25 protein-coding genes are annotated in these 16,382 nt (G+C 61.0%); 16 read left to right on the top strand and 9 right to left on the bottom strand.

The genetic code is table 11. The features are described from left to right. Nucleotides 1-20: 20 nt before the first annotated feature. The 4 genes from PVE73_RS21455 (at nucleotide 21) to PVE73_RS21440 (ending at nucleotide 2,920) form a co-directional block, all read left to right on the top strand. Nucleotides 21-881: a peptidylprolyl isomerase gene (locus PVE73_RS21455; RefSeq protein WP_277367545.1), complete on the top strand. Its 861-nt coding sequence runs from the start codon at nucleotides 21-23 to the stop codon at nucleotides 879-881. Beyond that, nucleotides 881-1,222, top strand: a complete 342-nt coding sequence (locus tag PVE73_RS21450) for a hypothetical protein (protein WP_277364187.1) — start codon at nucleotides 881-883, stop codon at nucleotides 1,220-1,222. The genes PVE73_RS21455 and PVE73_RS21450 overlap by 1 nt, the downstream gene beginning before the upstream one ends. Continuing rightward, nucleotides 1,206-1,412, top strand: coding sequence for a hypothetical protein (locus PVE73_RS21445; RefSeq protein ID WP_277364186.1), 207 nt, complete (start codon nucleotides 1,206-1,208; stop codon nucleotides 1,410-1,412). Before PVE73_RS21450 ends, PVE73_RS21445 begins: the two co-directional genes overlap by 17 nt. A gap of 212 nt (nucleotides 1,413-1,624) precedes the next feature. Then, nucleotides 1,625-2,920 carry a nitrate/nitrite transporter gene (locus tag PVE73_RS21440; protein WP_277364185.1) on the top strand — a complete coding sequence of 432 codons (1,296 nt, stop codon included), beginning with the start codon at nucleotides 1,625-1,627 and terminating at the stop codon, nucleotides 2,918-2,920. Between the two features lie 63 nt (nucleotides 2,921-2,983). Here the strand turns inward: PVE73_RS21440 and PVE73_RS21435 are convergent, their stop codons facing one another. The 5 genes from PVE73_RS21435 to PVE73_RS21415 all read right to left on the bottom strand — a co-directional run bounded on the left by PVE73_RS21435 (nucleotide 2,984) and on the right by PVE73_RS21415 (nucleotide 5,640). Beyond that, nucleotides 2,984-4,183 (bottom strand): NnrS family protein, encoded by a 1,200-nt coding sequence (locus tag PVE73_RS21435; protein WP_277364184.1) that lies wholly within the window; start codon nucleotides 4,181-4,183, stop codon nucleotides 2,984-2,986. A 24-nt stretch (nucleotides 4,184-4,207) separates the two neighbouring features. After that, nucleotides 4,208-4,546 (bottom strand): carboxymuconolactone decarboxylase family protein, encoded by a 339-nt coding sequence (locus PVE73_RS21430; RefSeq protein WP_277364183.1) that lies wholly within the window; start codon nucleotides 4,544-4,546, stop codon nucleotides 4,208-4,210. A 91-nt stretch (nucleotides 4,547-4,637) separates the two neighbouring features. After that, entirely contained in the window at nucleotides 4,638-4,781 is a 144-nt protein-coding gene (locus PVE73_RS21425; RefSeq protein ID WP_277367594.1) for a hypothetical protein, read from the bottom strand. 155 nt (nucleotides 4,782-4,936) lie between these two features. Next, the gene (locus PVE73_RS21420; RefSeq protein WP_277364182.1) at nucleotides 4,937-5,176 is read right to left on the bottom strand and encodes a hypothetical protein; all 240 of its coding nucleotides are present in this window, start codon (nucleotides 5,174-5,176) and stop codon (nucleotides 4,937-4,939) included. After that, nucleotides 5,176-5,640 (bottom strand): hypothetical protein, encoded by a 465-nt coding sequence (locus tag PVE73_RS21415; RefSeq protein WP_277364181.1) that lies wholly within the window; start codon nucleotides 5,638-5,640, stop codon nucleotides 5,176-5,178. The genes PVE73_RS21420 and PVE73_RS21415 overlap by 1 nt, the downstream gene beginning before the upstream one ends. Nucleotides 5,641-5,876: 236 nt before the next feature. Here PVE73_RS21415 and PVE73_RS21410 point away from each other — a divergent pair, with 236 nt between their 5' ends. The 12 genes from PVE73_RS21410 (at nucleotide 5,877) to PVE73_RS21355 (ending at nucleotide 14,049) form a co-directional block, all read left to right on the top strand. Beyond that, entirely contained in the window at nucleotides 5,877-6,137 is a 261-nt protein-coding gene (locus tag PVE73_RS21410; protein WP_277364180.1) for a DUF2249 domain-containing protein, read from the top strand. Between the two features lie 60 nt (nucleotides 6,138-6,197). Further along, complete coding sequence (locus PVE73_RS21405; protein ID WP_277364179.1) at nucleotides 6,198-7,553, top strand: hypothetical protein; 1,356 nt, start codon at nucleotides 6,198-6,200, stop codon at nucleotides 7,551-7,553. Nucleotides 7,554-7,571: 18 nt separating this feature from the next. Next, nucleotides 7,572-8,099: a DUF2249 domain-containing protein gene (locus tag PVE73_RS21400; protein ID WP_277364178.1), complete on the top strand. Its 528-nt coding sequence runs from the start codon at nucleotides 7,572-7,574 to the stop codon at nucleotides 8,097-8,099. A gap of 5 nt (nucleotides 8,100-8,104) precedes the next feature. Next, complete coding sequence (locus PVE73_RS21395) at nucleotides 8,105-8,758, top strand: NifU N-terminal domain-containing protein (RefSeq protein ID WP_277364177.1); 654 nt, start codon at nucleotides 8,105-8,107, stop codon at nucleotides 8,756-8,758. Beyond that, nucleotides 8,755-8,988: a hypothetical protein gene (locus PVE73_RS21390; RefSeq protein ID WP_277364176.1), complete on the top strand. Its 234-nt coding sequence runs from the start codon at nucleotides 8,755-8,757 to the stop codon at nucleotides 8,986-8,988. Before PVE73_RS21395 ends, PVE73_RS21390 begins: the two co-directional genes overlap by 4 nt. Nucleotides 8,989-9,091: 103 nt before the next feature. Then, nucleotides 9,092-9,382, top strand: coding sequence for a DUF6522 family protein (locus PVE73_RS21385; protein ID WP_277364175.1), 291 nt, complete (start codon nucleotides 9,092-9,094; stop codon nucleotides 9,380-9,382). A gap of 153 nt (nucleotides 9,383-9,535) precedes the next feature. Next, nucleotides 9,536-10,273, top strand: coding sequence for an iron-sulfur cluster repair di-iron protein (gene ric, locus PVE73_RS21380; protein ID WP_277364174.1), 738 nt, complete (start codon nucleotides 9,536-9,538; stop codon nucleotides 10,271-10,273). Nucleotides 10,274-10,566: 293 nt separating this feature from the next. After that, nucleotides 10,567-10,944: a hypothetical protein gene (locus PVE73_RS21375; RefSeq protein WP_277364173.1), complete on the top strand. Its 378-nt coding sequence runs from the start codon at nucleotides 10,567-10,569 to the stop codon at nucleotides 10,942-10,944. Between the two features lie 3 nt (nucleotides 10,945-10,947). After that, nucleotides 10,948-12,033: a tellurite resistance/C4-dicarboxylate transporter family protein gene (locus PVE73_RS21370; protein WP_277364172.1), complete on the top strand. Its 1,086-nt coding sequence runs from the start codon at nucleotides 10,948-10,950 to the stop codon at nucleotides 12,031-12,033. Nucleotides 12,034-12,071: 38 nt separating this feature from the next. Next, a complete protein-coding gene (locus PVE73_RS21365) occupies nucleotides 12,072-12,782 on the top strand; it encodes a 5-formyltetrahydrofolate cyclo-ligase (RefSeq protein WP_277367544.1) in 711 nt (236 codons plus the stop codon). Further along, a complete protein-coding gene (locus PVE73_RS21360; protein ID WP_277364171.1) occupies nucleotides 12,779-13,510 on the top strand; it encodes an MOSC domain-containing protein in 732 nt (243 codons plus the stop codon). The genes PVE73_RS21365 and PVE73_RS21360 overlap by 4 nt, the downstream gene beginning before the upstream one ends. A gap of 134 nt (nucleotides 13,511-13,644) precedes the next feature. Continuing rightward, entirely contained in the window at nucleotides 13,645-14,049 is a 405-nt protein-coding gene (locus tag PVE73_RS21355; protein ID WP_277364170.1) for a hypothetical protein, read from the top strand. A 25-nt stretch (nucleotides 14,050-14,074) separates the two neighbouring features. On the opposite strand, the gene mog is transcribed toward PVE73_RS21355, so the two are convergent. The 4 genes from mog to PVE73_RS21335 are packed head-to-tail and all read right to left on the bottom strand — an operon-like array spanning nucleotide 14,075 to nucleotide 16,377. Beyond that, nucleotides 14,075-14,596, bottom strand: a complete 522-nt coding sequence (gene mog, locus PVE73_RS21350) for a molybdopterin adenylyltransferase (protein WP_277364169.1) — start codon at nucleotides 14,594-14,596, stop codon at nucleotides 14,075-14,077. Nucleotides 14,597-14,602: 6 nt separating this feature from the next. Continuing rightward, the gene (locus PVE73_RS21345; protein WP_277364168.1) at nucleotides 14,603-15,163 is read right to left on the bottom strand and encodes a DUF2478 domain-containing protein; all 561 of its coding nucleotides are present in this window, start codon (nucleotides 15,161-15,163) and stop codon (nucleotides 14,603-14,605) included. Between the two features lie 22 nt (nucleotides 15,164-15,185). After that, the gene (locus PVE73_RS21340) at nucleotides 15,186-15,479 is read right to left on the bottom strand and encodes a hypothetical protein (RefSeq protein ID WP_277364167.1); all 294 of its coding nucleotides are present in this window, start codon (nucleotides 15,477-15,479) and stop codon (nucleotides 15,186-15,188) included. 7 nt (nucleotides 15,480-15,486) lie between these two features. After that, on the bottom strand, nucleotides 15,487-16,377 hold the full coding sequence (locus PVE73_RS21335) for a peptidylprolyl isomerase (protein WP_277364166.1): 891 nt from the start codon (nucleotides 16,375-16,377) through the stop codon (nucleotides 15,487-15,489). Between the last annotated feature and the right edge of the window lie 5 nt (nucleotides 16,378-16,382).

The raw sequence follows: 16,382 nt of genomic DNA, 5'->3' as shown, positions 1-16,382 counted from the left end.
ATAGGCGTCCCGAGCCCGTGATGATGAGCGCTTGCCAGGCGGGCGGGTGCGGCGGCGGGCCAGCGCCCCGAATGCAACCGCCAAGCTTTTCCCAGGTCTGGGTCAACGGCGTGGAAATCACGCCCGAGGGGATCGCCCGGGAGATCCAACATCACCCCGCAGCCGATCCCAAAACTGCATGGACCGAGGCCGTGCGGGCGCTCGCCATCCGCGAGCTCCTGTTGCAGGAGGCTGAACGGCTTGGCATCGAAGCCGATCCACAGCCTGATGAGGCAGGCCGGGTCGAGACGGACACCGATGCGGTGATCGAAGCACTGCTGGACAAGGAAGTCACGCCCGCCGTTCCAGACGAAGACGAGTGCCATCGCTTCTATGCGGCGCAGGCCAGAAAATTCCGTACGCCGGACCTTTTTGAAGCTTCGCATATCCTGATAGAGCCAGAAGGCGACGATACGGAAGCATGGGATGAGGCCGAGGCGCAGGCCCGTGCCATTATCGGAGAGATCGGCGATGATTCCGCCGCTTTCGCAGAAGTGGCGCGGGAACTTTCGGCCTGTCCTTCGGCGCATCAGGGCGGCTCGCTCGGCCAGGTGCGGCGCGGCGAACTTTTGCCGGATGTCGAGAATGCAATCATGGCACTGGAAGAAGGAAGGACACGATCTGAACCGGTGCGCTCACGCTATGGTTGGCACGTAATCCGCCTGGCGCGCAAGATCGAGGGCCATGTGTTGCCCTTCGAGTTGGTGAAGGACAAGATCGCCGAAATGCTTGAGGCGCGTAGCTGGTCGATCGCCGCGGCGCGTTATATCGCCGGGCTCGCCGAGCGTGCCGAGGTCGACGGTATTGCCATCGAGGCGATGGTCGAACCCGGGGTAACCTGATGGCGATGCTGGGCGATATCCTTGCCGAGGCGCGGCACTCTTCGGGCGCCTTCCAGACCTGGTTGCGCGAGACGATGCCTGGTCTTCTGTCGGAAGTGGAGGCGGCGGCAGAACGGTCGGGCGAAAGCACCGCGGAGTTCGTGCGCGGCGCTCTTTCGGCCTTTTCGCAGATCGCATCGGAGGAGGATTGGGCAAGCCTGACGTCGCGGATGCGGGACAGTTCCGACCCCGGAACCGCCTGTCTGTTGACGATGGTGCGGTGGCGACTGGCCATGGAACGGCGTGCCTTGGATACTGCGTGTGCGGCCAGTGGAGGACCAGATCATGACTCAGGGACATGACGATGGGAAGCGGGGGCTAAATCCGGCGCTGAAAAGCCGCAAGGAGACGACCCACAACACCTCAACGCCGAGCCCGTCGCCCTTGGAGACGGCTTCGGTTCAGCGCGAGGAGGGGCGTGCTTGGCCCATGATCTGGCTTGTTGTCACGATCGTCGGCGTACTGATTCTCCTTTACCTGGCCTTCGGCTGAGTTTGGATCAGTGGCGGCTGGCATGGTAATGCCGGAGGTGTCCTTGCTGCTAACAATTTCGTCAACGGGATTTTCGCTGGTTTCGCCTATGCGCCTTCAGCCGAATCGCAGGGAGGGCCCGAACACCGCACTTTCGTCAACTCTGCCGACAGGCCGCTGTCTCCACGAGGGGGGGGCGCGAAACCGTAGACCGGGTTTTCACGAGGGGCATTATGTCGAACATGCGAAGCATCATCGTTCTGGCCGTCACGACCTGGGCATTCATCGTGTGCTTTGCGGTGTGGATGATGTTCGGCGTCACGGCCATCCCGATCCAGGAAGAACTCGGCCTCGACGCTTTCCAATTTGGGCTGCTAACGGCCACCCCTATCCTGACCGGTTCTCTGTTCCGGCTGCCTCTCGGAATCTGGACGGACCGGTTGGGCGGGCGGGTCGTCATGTTCGCCCTTCTCGTTGTCTGCGCGATTCCGCTCTGGCTGTCATCCTACGCAACCGCGCTCTGGCAGTTTCTTCTGCTTGGTCTGGCACTCGGTCTGGTCGGGGCCTCATTCTCGGTCGGTACGCCGTATGTGGCACGCTTCTTTTCGAAGGAGCACCGCGGCTTCGCGATGGGCGTCTTCGGCGCTGGGACTGTCGGCGCGGCGGCAAACATGTTTATTGCACCAGCTCTCATCAATGCCTATGGCTGGCAGGCTGTGCCGCGAGTCTATGCCGTTGCCCTTATCGCAACCGCGGCTCTGTTCTGGCTTTTATCCGCGCCGGATCCCGGCGCGAGTGGGATGACGCCCAAATCCACCATCAGACAGTTTGCCATCCTGAAGAACCCTCAAGTGTGGAAATACTGCCAGTACTATTCGATCCTGTTCGGCGGCTTTACAGCCCTGTCAGTGTGGATGCCGAGTTATTTTAGAAGCGAGTATGGCTTTTCCATCGCGCAGGCTGCTCTTCTTGCCGCCTGCTTCTCTCTGCCGGGCGGAGGGTTCCGTGCGCTTGGTGGCTGGTTGGCGGATCGCTTCGGCGCCCACGCGGTCACTTGGTGGGTCCTTTGGGTCGCTTGGATCTGCCTGTTTCTGTTGTCCTACCCGAAGCACGATCTGATAATCCACACAGTGGATGACAACCCGCTGCACTTCTCAGTCGCGCCGCCCTTCTGGTTCTTCGCGGGCATTCTCTTCGTTCTCGGTGTCGCCTTCGCCTGCGGAATGGCCTCAACTTTCAAATATATCGGCGACGAGTTTCCGGATTCCATGGGAACCGTCTCGGGTATTGTCGGCATGGTTGGAGGCCTCGGCGGATTCCTGTTGCCGATCATGTTCGGGGCAATTGTCGAGACCTTCCGGTTCAATTCGAGCATATTCATGCTGCTTTACGGCATTGTTGTCGTATCGCTTCTGCTGAACTACGTCACCGAGATTCGAAAGCTGCCAGTGATGGGCGAGCGAAGGCAAGGCGACTCACTCGAGGGGGCGATCGCAGAACAGTCTGAGGAACACGGGAGCGGAAAATAGGGCGGGTCTCAAGCACCTCGCCATATCTGCGGTCAGCACGGCAATTGGTGGGTAAATCTGACGTTAAGCGCGCACTTTGGATCGAAGCAGATAGCGTCCATAGAGCACTGAGAAACCACTGAACGCCGCGATCCAGGCAAGCCCGGCAAGGCTATTCAACGCGACGGCGAGCGAAGGCGTCAGTCCGGCCAGAGCGCGTACGAGTACAGCGACGATGAGCAGGATGTATATCATGACGGTACCCAGATCGGCAGTCAGTGCGCGCCCGGTGTGACCGAGCGTGGCACGCGTCATCACTGCGACGGTCATCACTCCGATAGCACCGGCCATCCAGACGTGCTGTGCCGCGGCCATGTCTATCCATTCGGGCTCAAGAATTGCCGTTCCGATCGCGAGCGCACCAAGAGGCACAAAGGCAAAGCCGGCATGCAAAACAAGGACGAGCGGCTCCGATGCGGTCCGGTCTCCGGCCCAGCGCGCCAGCCGAAGCGAGTGCATGCCGCCTGCCAAAAGCATCGCTAGTCCGGTCGTGGATGTATGCGGCAGCACAATCCACAATAACAACGCAACCGCAAGAACCGACAGCGCCACCTTGTCGAACCGCTGCATAGGAGGTGCAGGAAGGACCGGAGAACTTTGTCGCGCCAGCCAGTTGCGGGTAAAGGATGGCACGATTCGGCCGCCGATTATCGCAATCAGCATGACTGCGGCCGCAAGCCCGATTCGCAGCCCCATGCCGCGGGCCGCATAGTCTCCATGCGCGGCTTCCCAATGGAAAACCAGATTGCCGGCAATCAACACGCCAAGCATCGCCAACACGATCAGATTTCGCCAGTTACGTCCCTTAATGATTTCCCGCGCGATCGCTACGGCCAACACAAGCGGGAATGCGAGATCGGCGGCCGCCACCAGAATTGGAGAAAGCCCGGCCGACAGTGCGATGGCGATCCGGCCCACGATCCAGAGAGCGAAGAATGCGCCGAGCGGCCAGCCCACGATTGGTAGACGTCCGGTCCAGTTCGGTACGGCCGTGAACAAGAAGCCAGCGATCACCGCACTCAGATAGCCGTACAGGAACTCGTGCGCATGCCAGGAAACAGGATCAAACGCTATGGGAAGATCCAGAATACCGTTCAACAGGGATATCCAGATCACCATTACCAGCGAAGCCCAGATCCCCGCGCCGAAGAAGAACGGGCGGAAACCATAGCTCAGCAGAGCTGGACCGCGCCAAGCCCGCATTTGTTCGGCGGTGCCCGTCATGACGGTCTGCCGCCGTGCGGGAAGCTATCGTTTTTGGGCATCGTCCAATAGCTCGAGTGTTTTTATAGAGTGTGCGACTGTCGCCCCCGCGCGCATCTCGGCGGCGACCCAAATCGCTTCCATGATCTCTTCTGCGCTCGCTCCCTCTCGGCGCGCGGCATTGACATGGCCCTCGATGCACCAGGCACATTGGGTCACATGAGCCACGGCTACCGCGATGAGCTGCTTCGTATGCTTGTCGAGCGCACCATCATCAAACACCGCCTTTGAAAACGCTCGAAAAGCGTCGTCGGAGTTGGGCGACAGCGCGTGCCGGCGCTCGGCGTGCTTACGCGTGGCTTTTGGAAAACTCATCTCAGACATGACCATCTCCGGAACATTGGGATCCCACGGATCAGCCGTCAAACCTGTGGCCGACCTCAGCGGATAGGTACGCTGTCACAGTTCTTTCTACCTAAACAAATGCCATCACAAACAGGGCGCCAATTATGATCAGCACCAGGCCTGCGATGAGCATGGGCAACAAGGTGTGGCCGGAATCGTCATAGGCCTGCACCTTAACCGGCTTCGACGGCTGTTCTTTGCTTGGTTTCCTCATCGATACATCTCCTGATGTCGTCTCACGCTGGCGGTCCGACTCACTGTTCAATTTTCTCGAACGCCATGCTGTTTCTCCCCTTACCAGTAACCGCCGTGCACTCTGACTTGTGAACCTGCCAGCCCGCTTACCAACGGCAACTGTGCCAACGCCTGTCACGCCGCCTGATGGAAAACGCGAGAGCTAGCGGCCTTCTCTACCTGGTGCTCCTTTTCCCGCGTGACGGCAAACATGAGCCAGTCGCGCAAGAGACCCTGGTCCTCTCGCGAAAAGCGTGCGCGGTATATTAGGTCGTCGAGTGTTTCCCCTGGATGGCATCGCGCGTAATCATCGCGTATCAAGGACTCCAGAAATGCCCGCCGACCCGCATCGAATTTTCTGGTTGGATCATCCATCAGAGTCTCCTTCCGTGATTGGCGCCTGCTTTTCGCGCGTGAGCGGCGGATGGCCGCTCGGATGCAGAGGCTTCGAAGACCCCAGAGATGTGCGCTTGCACGCAGGCGGCCTCCTGTGGCGGCAGCAACCTGGCCAGCAACTCTTTCATGAAGAGGCTGAGTATACGCCCAGTGACGCCCTGTTCCGCCGCAATTAACTCCACGATATTGATCGCCAGCGGGGATAGTGTGCCGGCCGCAGCAGTCGGGTCGAGAATGGCGCGGAGCGCTTCCTCCACGCGATCCCACTGTCCGTGGCTGATATGGGTCATCACATTGTTGACGTGAGGATGCCGGCGAAAGGCAGCCAGTAGCGCTCGGGCAAGCTCTTCTCGTTCGGCGGTCTTTTGTCTCACTTGGACTAGTTTTGCGGCCGTGCCTGCGACTAGGTGCTCTCCGCCCGTCATGATGCCTAAATGGGTCATCGTCTTTCTTTGCTCTCTGCAAGCTGCGCCACGCATGTCCATGCGTTGGCATCGCTTCACAATCGATAGACGATAAAAGATATATTGACAATACATCTTTTATGATCAACGCTGCGACATAGGCGTAAGGCCGGGCTCGACGTGGCAAGGTCGCGTGCACTCGCTTCCGATTGGGCACGTCCTTCCACACTTGCGAGGCCACTGACCGCCTCCCTGGCCGAAAGAAGGAGTTTCAGATGACGACCAGACCTGAGGATCGGGATATTGATGTAATGGACGTGCGTACGCTGGTGCCGGCTGAGCGACACAGACGAATCTTCGAGCTGGTGGGAAGCCTCGTGGCGGGCGAGGCGTTCATCCTGGTGAACGACCACGATCCCAAACCGCTCTACTATCAGCTCGAGGCAGAGTATCCGGAGCAATTCTCGTGGGACTATCTCGAACGCGGACCGGAAGTCTGGCGTGTCGAGATAGGGAAGCGTGCCGAAGCTGCCTAGTCCAGCCATTTCGGATCGTACCGGGCCGGTGCCCGGTACGATCTCGAGGAGTGTCCGATCATGACTGGAGTTTCGCTGTCTCGCTGGACCATGTCCTATTTCGCAGCATCACTCCTTGCCCTTGTTGCGGCGGAGTTGATGATGACCCTGGGATACGGCTTTCCGAACGCACCGCTGAAGTCTCCTGACACGCTCGTTCTGGTACACGTCGTCGCGCTCGGATGGCTGAGCCTCCTGATGTGCGGCGCGCTGTTCCAGTTCGTGCCGGTTCTTGTCGCGAAGCCTCTTTTCAGCAACACGTTGCCTTTGCCGACGCTCATCTGCCTGATCGGCGGCATTGCGGCACTGCTTCTCGGCTTTCTGACGCTCGCAGGGCGAGTGCAGCCGGTTCTGCCATATTTTCTGCTCGCCAGCGCGCTTCTCGGCGCTGGGTTTGCGCTCGTTCTCTGGAACCTCGGGCGTACATTGTGGGCCGCGCGGCCGTTGCCTCTGCCGGCACGTTTTGTTGTGATCGGGCTTTGCAGCGTTGCCGTTGCTGCGACGTTGGGGATTATCTTTGCGCTCGTTCTCGGAGGCGCAACCACATATCCGCCTTTCCTTGCCATAGCCGCTGAAGGGGTTTCCATCCACGCGATTGCCGGCTTTGGCGGCTGGCTGACCTTTACCGCCATGGGCGTCAGCTACCGATTATTGGCCATGTTCATGCTCGCACCGGAACTCGATTCGCCGAGTACGCATGCGGCGCTCGGTCTTGGCGCAGCCGGGCTAACCATCGCAATCGTGGGCGGAGTTGCCGCTATCTGGTGGGAGGGACAGCCTGATACCGCCCTCCTTGTTGCGGGCCTCATCGCCGTTGCGGCTTTGGCGCTTTATGGGCGCGACATGCTCCATCTTTATCGCGCCCGAAAGCGCCGGGACATAGAATTGAACAGCCGCATGGCAGCGTTATCGCTCGCTTCGCTTGCGGCCTCCGTCGTTCTCATGGCTGTCCTACTCGCACTCGGCCGGCTGTCAGACTTCATCGCCCCGCTCGTCTTCCTGGTCGCTTTCGGCTGGTTGTCCGGGCTCGGCCTCGCCAAGCTCTACAAGATCGTCGCTTTTCTGACGTGGCTCGAATGCTACGGACCCGTGCTCGGCAGGGCGTCGACGCCGAGAGTGCAGGACCTGGTGATCGAGCAACGCGCGATCAAATGGTTCCTCATCTACTTCCTCGCTGTTTGGTCCGGCACTGCTGCGCTCCTCCTGGAACACACCTTCGCATTCAGGTTTGCGGCCGCGGTGATGCTTGTCGCGACTTCCGGGATCGTCGTGCAGCTTCTGTGCACCCGCCGGCTGCTCAACGTGGGGGCAGAGCAGCGTCTTCCGGCAGGCGCATCGCGACCCCGCCTCCTTATGTCGGTCGCCCGACAAAGTTGATCCGAAAGGAGAAAGCCGATGACAATGACATTCGTAGACCTTGATGTCCGCCCCATCCTGCGCGCCGGCGGAGAACCCTTTGAGGAAATCCTGAGCGCGGTCGCCGCGCTCGGCCCAGGGGAGGGCCTGCGGCTACTCGCCACGTTCGAGCCCGTACCGCTCTTCAGCGTCCTTGGCGCGAAAGGCTATTCACATGAAGCGAGGGAACTCGAAGCCGGCGACTGGGAAGTGCTCTTCAGGCCGACCGGAGTAGAGAAGCCCTCAGAAGCCGAAGTCTCGATTGCAGCTGGGGACGGCGAGGAATGGCCAGAGCCAGTCACCGAAATGGACAATCGTGACCTCGATCCACCCGAGCCAATGGTGCGCATTCTGGCCGCGACCGAAACTATGAAGGAAGGCGAGGTTGTCTCGGCACTGCTGTGCCGCGAGCCGGTGTTCCTGTTCCCCGAACTCGAGAAACGGGGACATTGCTGGCGGGGCGGCTTTGAGCCGGATGGTAAGACATACAGGATCCTGGTGAGGGTCGCGAGCCAGCACGGAGCCTGACCGCCATGTTCATCCAGACCGAGCCGATGCCGGACCCTGCGACCCTCAGATTCCTGCCTGGTCGCGAAGTGCTCAGCCACGGCACACTCGACCTCCACGATAGCTCACAGGCTGCAAGCTCTCCGCTCGCGGCACGGTTGTTCCAGATTCCGGGCGTATCGGGCATATTCCTCGGCGGTGATTTCATTACCGTCACCAAGGGGGGCGGTGAGTGGCAGCACCTGAAGCCGGCGATCCTGGGCGCGATCATGGAGCACTTTATGTCCGGCGCGCCGGTGGTCGTCGAGCCCGCAGGATCTGACGCACCGTCATCCGACCGCACCGTTGCGGAGGGAGACACAAATGATTTTGCCGAGCGCATAAGAGATGCGCTGCGTCAGGTGATAGACCCGGAACTGGGTTACAATATCGTCGATCTCGGCCTGATCTACGACGTTGCCATCGAAGATGGTGGTGTGGTTCATCTCACTATGACTACGACCACGCCCGGATGTCCGGCGACGGACTATCTGAAAGCGGGCGCAGGCGAGTGCGCAAGCAACGTGCCGGGGGTCGAGTTCGTGGACGTGAAGCTCACCTACGAACCACGCTGGACACCAGAAATGATGAGCGAGAGGGCCAAGGCGCGCTTCGGAATACGCGACGGAGGCGGCTGGTGAGCGAGCATGGAAACGAAATCACCGCCAGTGGAGCTGGCGTAGACGGTGAAGCACGGCATCTCGCCGACATCCTGGCCGCGAGCCTCAAGGCACTCGCAGAAGCTGGCGAGATCGAGTTCGCCTGCCGTCTCGCCGGGCAGGCTTGCGTCGCATTGAGGCACACCAGCCCGAAAACCGCCAGGCGCTTTGACGTTCTGCTGCATCGGCTAACACCGAAGCTGCCTTGGTAAGATGCGCGGACGGAGGAGGCGCAACTGACTTTCAAATCGCAATCGCCGGGCGTCGCCTGCATTCTGCACGGAGGGGCGCTCTGTCTTCCTTGAGGAACTGCGGATGTTGCTAGAAAGAAACGAAGACGGTTTTTGCATCGACGCCGCACTGCTGGGAGATCTCCTGAATGTGCCAGCGCACCGCGTCCAGACGCTGATGTGCGAGAACGAGATCACGAGCATTTGCGAGCATGGCGAGGGGGAACATCGCGGGCTGCATCGGCTGACCTTCTTCTACAAGGGACGTCGTGTCCGACTGGATGTCAATGATGCAGGCCAGGTTCTCCGGCGTTCGACGATCGACTTCGGCCAACACCAGCTCCCACACTCCCTGCGAAGGGCCGGGAATCCATGACTGACGTTTAACCTCGGTCAATAGCACGGGCGTCCGCCCACAAGCGTTTGCAAGGGACGCAGAGTCAGAATAGAGATATATGTACAATATCCCTTTGCGTCGCGGGCGGATCACGGCGGAAAATCTACCTCCGGATCGGAAAGGAAATGAACGATGACCAGCGAAACCGCGAAAGTCTCTCTCAGGGACCGCAACATCGGCGAAATCGCAGCTGCATTGCCCGGCGCTACCGCCGTGTTCAGGAAGTTCAAGCTGGATTTTTGCTGCGGTGGCGATCTGACGCTGGGGGAAGTGGCCAGCAAGCGGGGTTTGGATATCGCCTCCATTGAAGGCGCACTCGCCGCACTCGATCCGAACGCAGGTCTCACGGTACCGGAAGAAACCGGTCCACTGATCGATCATATCCTGAGCCGATACCATGAAACGCATCGGCGCGAGCTGCCGGAGCTGATACGTCTCGCGCGCAAGGTCGAGGCGGTTCATGCCGTCCACCCGCAGGCTCCGATCGGACTCGCCGACACGCTCCACGAGATGCATTCAGAACTCGAGGTGCACATGCAGAAGGAGGAGATGGAACTCTTCCCGCTGATGCGACGGGATGGTGATCCTCTCGATGCGCTTTCGATCGAGCAGATGCGTGATGATCACCACCGTCATGGCGATCACCTGCGGCGGCTGGAAGAGATAGCCAACGGTTTTGTTCCGCCGGAAGGCGCTTGCCGATCCTGGCAAGCGCTCTGTGCGGGCGGGGCCAAACTCGTTGACGACGTCATGGAGCATATCCATCTGGAGAACAACGTGCTGTTCCCGAGGTTTGGACAACCGGAATCAGCGGGACACGCATACCCGGCGGGGTCGACAACCGCTGTGCAACCGGACGCGCAGCGGTGAGTGGGCTCGTCCACCTTATGGGGCCTCGGCTCCCGGTTCGATTTCATGAAATGATGGCCGAGCTATGGTATCCGCCCACCAGCGCGATGCGGTATGCACGACAGCGTCTTGTAATCGTCGCCCTCGCAATTGTCCTGGCAGTCCTTTTTGACTGGCTGGAAGACTGGCTTTGGGGAGATAGTGGGGCGTCCCGGTAACACCGAGGCACCTTCCGTCCGGCCCACCGGGAGATCAAGACAAGGAGGTGTGAGATTTCGGCAAACAGGCTGCCCGCCCACGTGAAGGCGCCAAATATGACATCGGGACGACGCTCCAAATCTTTTGTGGCACGCGTCACTTCCGGCTTCTTCGAGCCGGAGTTGCGCGCATGGCACGGCGCAGAACCGCTCGGGAAGGTGTTTTGGGGCTATGGCGTCAGCGCGAGCGCCATCTTCGTTTTCCTTCACGTTCTGGCAATACACGAAGGTCGGCTCGTTGCGCAGCAACTCCTGCTGTTCGGCTTTGCCGGTTATACAATCTGGATTCTTGTATCTGTCTGGCGCTGCGCAACCAACGCGCATCCGTTCTGGGGTCTACTGGCCCGCTGGTTGACGGTGGCATGGGCGGGAAACACGGCTTTGCTTATCTTCTTTCTCCAGCTCGATCTGGTGACGCGCTACCTGGAACACTGACAGATGGCCGCCCCCCCTGATAGCAAACAGAGATCGTCGGCGCTGGGACCCTTCGTCCTCAGTGCGGCCGAGAGTCTGTTTCCCGGATACTTCGCTCTGGTGATGGCGACGGGCGTGGTGTCCATCGCATGCCAGCTTTTAGGGTTCCCGGCATTTGCCTCTCTCCTCGTCGGCATTAACTGGATCGCCTACGTGATCCTTTGGATCCTGACGCTGCTCCGGATAATCCTGTTCCGAAGCAAGCTGACCGAGGATCTTTCCGATCATCAACGCGCACCAGGGTTTTTTACGCTGGTCGCTGGGACGTGCGTCCTCGGGACCCAGAGCGCGATTGTGGCCGATGCTCCCGACGTTGCGAGCACGCTATGGTATGTCGGGCTCGGCCTATGGCTGCTCGTGATGTACGCGTTCTTCACTGCCGTCACGGTGCGCGAGAACAAGCCATCGCTTGCAGCCGGAATCAACGGTGCCTGGCTGATCGCAGCGGTCGCGACACAGTCAATCGTCGTCTTGCGCGGGACACTCGATCTGCAAACGGCGCCAACCGTGGAGATACAATTCCTGTCCCTCGCCATGTTCATGATCGGCTGCATGCTTTATCTCGCCATTATTCCGCTGATTTTCTACCGTCTGACCTTTGTGCGCTTGGCAGCACGCGACTTCGCGCCACCTTACTGGATCAACATGGGCGCGGTTGCGATCACGACACTTGCCGGCTCCACGCTCATCATGCGCGCCGATCATTGGCCGCTACTTGCGGATTATCTGCCGTTTCTAAAGGGCTTTACACTGTTCTTCTGGGCTGCTGCCACCTGGTGGATTCCCTTCCTGCTGGCGCTCATGGCTTGGCGGTACGTGATACGGAGGGACAAGATGGTCTATGAGCCGCAGCTCTGGGGAATGGTGTTTCCCCTCGGAATGTACACGACCGGGACGTACCAGCTTTCACGAGCGCTTGATCTGCCCTTTCTCGTCTCCATCCCGAAGGTCTTCATATTTGTGGCCATCTCTGCATGGTTGGCTACGTTTGCCGGATTGGTGATCCATGTTGGGCGAGCGGCATGGATCAACATCGTGAAGCGGCGGTAAACCCGCCAGCAGGTCGAGCACCGGGCCAGGAGCATGATATGAGTGGAAAACGAGACGACGACGAGCGTGACGGAACGGGCTCCTATGCATCACCACCCTGCTACATGCATGAGCTTGATTCGGACTATTTGGGACTGGCGGTCGATGATCTGCAACAGCGCATCGATGTTGCGCGTTGGCGCAAGGCGGAGCGCCAAAGGCTGATTGAGGAACGGCTGGCGCTTTCCGCAGATGAACGGTCCAGGCTTGCCGAGAAGATCAGCGCGAGCCTTGATAGGGTACTGCCTGATGTGTCAGGCCGGATCGTTAGCGCATACTGGCCTTTCCGTGGTGAACCCGACCTGCGAGGCTGGATGAAAGACATCCTTGTGCGTGGCGGCTCCTGCGCATTGCCAGTGGTGGTCGAACGGCATGCGCCTCTCGTGTTCCGCGCCTGGAAACCTGGCGACAAGCTGGAGCGCGGCATCTGGAATATTCTCGTGCCGGCAAAGGGCGAGGAGGTCATGCCGGACGTCGTCATCGCGCCGATCGTCGGCTTCGACAGCGCATGTTACCGGCTTGGTTATGGCGGCGGCTTCTTCGATCGAACGCTCGCCGCCATGCAGAAAAAGCCGCATGTGATCGGCCTTGGCTATGAGCAAGCCGCTCTCCCAACCATCTACCCGCAACCGCATGATATTCCAATGGATGTGATCGTGACGGAAAGCGGCTTTCACACCCACTCGCACCGTGGGGGCGAGACGCGATGACCGTGTCGATACACGCGGTTCTGGTCGGCGGTCTCGCGCCGCTTGGCTCCCGCGGCGTTCCCAGCGGCATATACAAGCGCCCGACGACAGGGCCGCTTAGGGTGCAACGCGACGGTCTTTCCGGGGATGCGCAGGGCGACCGCAAAAATCACGGCGGCCCCGAGAAGGCCGTGCATCACTATCCTTACGATCACTATGCCGGGTGGCGGCGCGAAATACCTTCCTTGGTGGAGCAGCTCGCCACCGTCGGCGCCTTCGGGGAGAATGTCTCGAGCGAAGGCATGACGGAGAAAGATGTCTGCGTCGGGGATATCTACCGCCTGGGGACGGCGCTGGTGCAGGTGTCGCAAGGCCGCCAGCCTTGTTGGCGGCTCAACGAGCGGTTCGGCGAGCCGACCATGGCCCGCCAGGTTCAGGAAAGCAGGCGCACCGGTTGGTACTACCGCGTTCTGGAGGAAGGCCGTCTCGAGGCGGGCGATTCCATCGCTCTCGTCGAACGGCCGGCCGACGGATGGACGCTGGAGCGCATCATGGACGTGCTCTACCGCGATACCCTGAATTTAGGCAGTCTTGCCCGGCTCGCAGATTTGCCCGAATTGGCCGATTCCTGGCGCAAGCTGGCACGCCGCCGGCTCGAACGTCGGGCCGTCGAGGATTGGTCGCGAAGGCTCACCGCACCTGGAGAGCCGGCCAGCGATGGAAGACGCGCGCGAGAGACGCCTTCCTGACCGGTAACGGCATCGCACATGACGCCACGTTTGACACATATGTTTTCTTCCGAGCTTGCGCTACATCAACGTCCCTCCCACTCGGGTTGTTATCCTTCCGGGATTGCTTCGAGAAGCAGAGCACCGACGCCAACATGGGCCAACTGGTGAGGGAGAATCGAGCCGTGACCAAGCCTGCCGATAGCCCAAACCGTTCCGACGTCGCTTCACGGCTGCGCCGGGTGTTGTCTTCCGTGGAACTGGATTGCCGCTGCCGGACGAAACTGGACGAAGCGCTCGATCGCTTTTCCGCTCTCGAAAGCCGTCATCAGTTGAGGAACGGATTGAGGGAGGCACGCCACCGGAGGGATTGGATTGCCGCTCAACTCTCGTTCCTCGCCGAAATCGACGAAATCACCGACCGCGAGAGCGATCCCACCGTTTTCATGGAGATGGCACTCTTGTTCGACGAAATCGCCAGCCAGGCGGTTGAAGCTGCCCGTCTGTTGCGCCATACCGCGGCATCGTCGACCGATGGCGTGAACAAGAAACCCTCTTGACGACATACTCGCTCGCCCTGAGTTCTCAAGAAGGCCGAAAGGCACCGCACACATGCGGGTCCGTATCGATCCGGCCCGCCCCGATCAGGTCCAGGCAATAGGGGATCGCCGGGAACACGGCATCCAGGCAGACATCGATTGAGGCGGGCTTGCCCGGCAGGTTGACGATCAGGGTGTGTCCACGAGTGCCCGCCATCTGCCGCGAGAGGATGGCGGTGGGCACGGTTTCCAGGCTGACACGACGCATGAGCTCGCCAAAGCCCGGCAGTTCACGTTCGATCACCATCTGCATCGCCTCCGGGGTCAGATCGCGGGGAGCCGGCCCCGTACCACCGGTGGTGAGGATGAGATCGGCATGATCCCTGTCGCAAAGAGAGGTCAGGGCGCTTCGGACCGGCTCAATGCCATCGGGGACGATACGCCGGTCAGATGACCAGGGTGAGGTGATGGCGCGCGTGAGCCAAGTTTCGATGGCATCGCCGCTCGCATCTTCATACTCCCCACGGCTCGCGCGGTCGGAAATGGTGAGAATGCCGATACGGACCATGACCATTCAGCGCTCGGCGGCGTCCAGCGCATCGGCAGGCACCTGAGCCAGGCCGGGCGCCGCCCGGCACCATGCGAGCACCGCCCTTGCATCCGCCGGAAGCCACGCCGCCATTCCGTCGTGGAATTGTTCCCAAGCGGAGGCATATTCCCCACGAACCGCGGTGAGCACCGGCACCCCGGCCAGGATCGCCCGCTCGATGATGGGCCGCAGGCCAGCGCCCTCCGCCTCGGATTTGCCGAAGCGGTTGAGGATCAGAAGATCGACACCCGTGTCGACCGTAGCTTCAAGCCGGCGCGCCGCCTCGGCGAGTGCACCCGGATCGAGGCGGCAGCCGCGGGCATGGCGGCCGAGATCCTGTGAAATCTGTATCAACGTGTCGTCGGAAAGGTTGCGCAGGCGCGTGACGGAGCGTGCACCGCCAGAGCCGGGATGCTCTTCCTGCAGGATGCCGCCAATGCGCAGGCCGCAGCGACGCAAAGCGGTTGTGACGTCGGCAAAGATCGGATCGACGGGTTCGCCGGTGTCGGCGCGGATAGCTGCTATCGCGGGAATTTCCATGAGCATGCTTAGAATCTTTCGCGTTTGATCAAGCGACGGCAGTCGCTTTCAGATCGTCGACGCAATGCCGCAGGATCGCGCGGAGCGCGGCAAGGCCAGGATCCTCGGCCCGCCCCATGATACCGACAAGCTGAAGCCAGGTATCGTCGTCGGCCTGGTCGAGGAAGCTGCGGACTACCCCCGCCACGCAGTCTGCGACGGCCATATCGTTGGCGGCGGCATATGAGCGGATTGTCGCTTCGAGCGTGGCATCGTCCAGTGTTGCCAGCAATTCGGCGGCGATTTCCGGCTGGTCGAGATGAGCAATCAATTCACCGAACATCGCGGCCTCACTGCACGAGCGGCGTATCGGCGCCGCCGAAGTCCACACCAGTGATCGTGGCCTTGCCGGCAAGCAGGGAAATGTACTGCGCGGCAGCACGGCGCCAAACGGAATCGGCGAGCCAGGCGGCGATCTGCTCGTGCACGGCCTCGAAGGGAAGAAGGCGGCCCTCGATGCGGCGGTCGAGACGGATGATGTGAGCACCATAGCGCGTCTCGACCGGTGCGGCTGCTATCCTGCCGGGTTCCAGCCGGTCAAGGGCAGCGGCAAATTCCGGCGTGACCTGATCCCGTGTGAACTGACCGAGATGGCCGCCGTTCCCTGACGATGAACAGGCGGACAGCTCTCGGGCAAGGTCTGGAAAGCGCTCGGGATGCGCGGCCAACAGATCCAAAGCTGCCGTGGCGGATCGGAGCGCCTCGGCGAATGCCGCCTCGTCCTGCCGGTCGGCAGAGAAGAGGATATGCGCCGCCTCGAAGAGGTCCGCGCTCCTGAAGCGGTTGCGGTTTTTCTCGAAGTAGCGCCGGCACGATGCTTCATCCGCTTCCGGCACCGAAAGCTCTCGGTCGAGCAGTGCGCGGATAAGTGCCTGCTCCTCGGTCTCGCGGCGGCCCTCACCGTCTTCGACTGGTTCTGCCGCGAGGCTGAGCCGGCGCCCCTCCTGCAGGAGCAGTTCGCGGACGACCAATGCGCGGGCCGCTTCGGCCCACGCCGTAGCGGGGTTTTCGGCGGGATGGTTCTGCGCTTCGCGGGCGATCGCGGCATGCGGGATCGTCGTGCCGTCGACCGTCACGGCCGGCCTGCGGGCCGCCGGTTTCACTGCGACCGGGCTTCCTTGTTTCAGGTTCTCGGCCGTCTCTGCGCCATGGGGGCGATGATCGATGAGGATGGTCGCCATTGTAC

Origin of the sequence: Chelativorans sp. AA-79 (assembly GCF_029457495.1) — a bacterium.
Lineage (GTDB): Bacteria > Pseudomonadota > Alphaproteobacteria > Rhizobiales > Rhizobiaceae > Chelativorans.
Note: the sequence above shows the minus strand (reverse complement) of the source record. Positions and strands in the feature narration are given on the sequence as shown.

Coding starts and splice junctions, on each gene's coding strand:
- PVE73_RS21395 (WP_277364177.1), top strand. CDS start 8,105: ATGTTCATCCAGACCGAGCCGATGCCGGACCCTGCGACCCTCAGATTC.
- PVE73_RS21370 (WP_277364172.1), top strand. CDS start 10,948: ATGGCCGCCCCCCCTGATAGCAAACAGAGATCGTCGGCGCTGGGACCC.
- PVE73_RS21335 (WP_277364166.1), bottom strand. CDS start 16,377: ATGGCGACCATCCTCATCGATCATCGCCCCCATGGCGCAGAGACGGCC.
- PVE73_RS21435 (WP_277364184.1), bottom strand. CDS start 4,183: ATGACGGGCACCGCCGAACAAATGCGGGCTTGGCGCGGTCCAGCTCTG.
- PVE73_RS21345 (WP_277364168.1), bottom strand. CDS start 15,163: ATGCTCATGGAAATTCCCGCGATAGCAGCTATCCGCGCCGACACCGGC.
- PVE73_RS21415 (WP_277364181.1), bottom strand. CDS start 5,640: ATGACCCATTTAGGCATCATGACGGGCGGAGAGCACCTAGTCGCAGGC.
- PVE73_RS21450 (WP_277364187.1), top strand. CDS start 881: ATGGCGATGCTGGGCGATATCCTTGCCGAGGCGCGGCACTCTTCGGGC.
- PVE73_RS21400 (WP_277364178.1), top strand. CDS start 7,572: ATGACAATGACATTCGTAGACCTTGATGTCCGCCCCATCCTGCGCGCC.
- mog (WP_277364169.1), bottom strand. CDS start 14,596: ATGGTCCGTATCGGCATTCTCACCATTTCCGACCGCGCGAGCCGTGGG.
- PVE73_RS21405 (WP_277364179.1), top strand. CDS start 6,198: ATGACTGGAGTTTCGCTGTCTCGCTGGACCATGTCCTATTTCGCAGCA.
- PVE73_RS21340 (WP_277364167.1), bottom strand. CDS start 15,479: ATGTTCGGTGAATTGATTGCTCATCTCGACCAGCCGGAAATCGCCGCC.
- PVE73_RS21440 (WP_277364185.1), top strand. CDS start 1,625: ATGTCGAACATGCGAAGCATCATCGTTCTGGCCGTCACGACCTGGGCA.
- PVE73_RS21430 (WP_277364183.1), bottom strand. CDS start 4,546: ATGTCTGAGATGAGTTTTCCAAAAGCCACGCGTAAGCACGCCGAGCGC.
- PVE73_RS21360 (WP_277364171.1), top strand. CDS start 12,779: ATGACCGTGTCGATACACGCGGTTCTGGTCGGCGGTCTCGCGCCGCTT.
- PVE73_RS21420 (WP_277364182.1), bottom strand. CDS start 5,176: ATGGATGATCCAACCAGAAAATTCGATGCGGGTCGGCGGGCATTTCTG.
- PVE73_RS21445 (WP_277364186.1), top strand. CDS start 1,206: ATGACTCAGGGACATGACGATGGGAAGCGGGGGCTAAATCCGGCGCTG.
- PVE73_RS21410 (WP_277364180.1), top strand. CDS start 5,877: ATGACGACCAGACCTGAGGATCGGGATATTGATGTAATGGACGTGCGT.
- PVE73_RS21355 (WP_277364170.1), top strand. CDS start 13,645: ATGGGCCAACTGGTGAGGGAGAATCGAGCCGTGACCAAGCCTGCCGAT.
- PVE73_RS21425 (WP_277367594.1), bottom strand. CDS start 4,781: ATGAGGAAACCAAGCAAAGAACAGCCGTCGAAGCCGGTTAAGGTGCAG.
- PVE73_RS21455 (WP_277367545.1), top strand. CDS start 21: ATGATGAGCGCTTGCCAGGCGGGCGGGTGCGGCGGCGGGCCAGCGCCC.
- PVE73_RS21375 (WP_277364173.1), top strand. CDS start 10,567: ATGACATCGGGACGACGCTCCAAATCTTTTGTGGCACGCGTCACTTCC.
- PVE73_RS21385 (WP_277364175.1), top strand. CDS start 9,092: ATGTTGCTAGAAAGAAACGAAGACGGTTTTTGCATCGACGCCGCACTG.
- ric (WP_277364174.1), top strand. CDS start 9,536: ATGACCAGCGAAACCGCGAAAGTCTCTCTCAGGGACCGCAACATCGGC.
- PVE73_RS21365 (WP_277367544.1), top strand. CDS start 12,072: ATGAGTGGAAAACGAGACGACGACGAGCGTGACGGAACGGGCTCCTAT.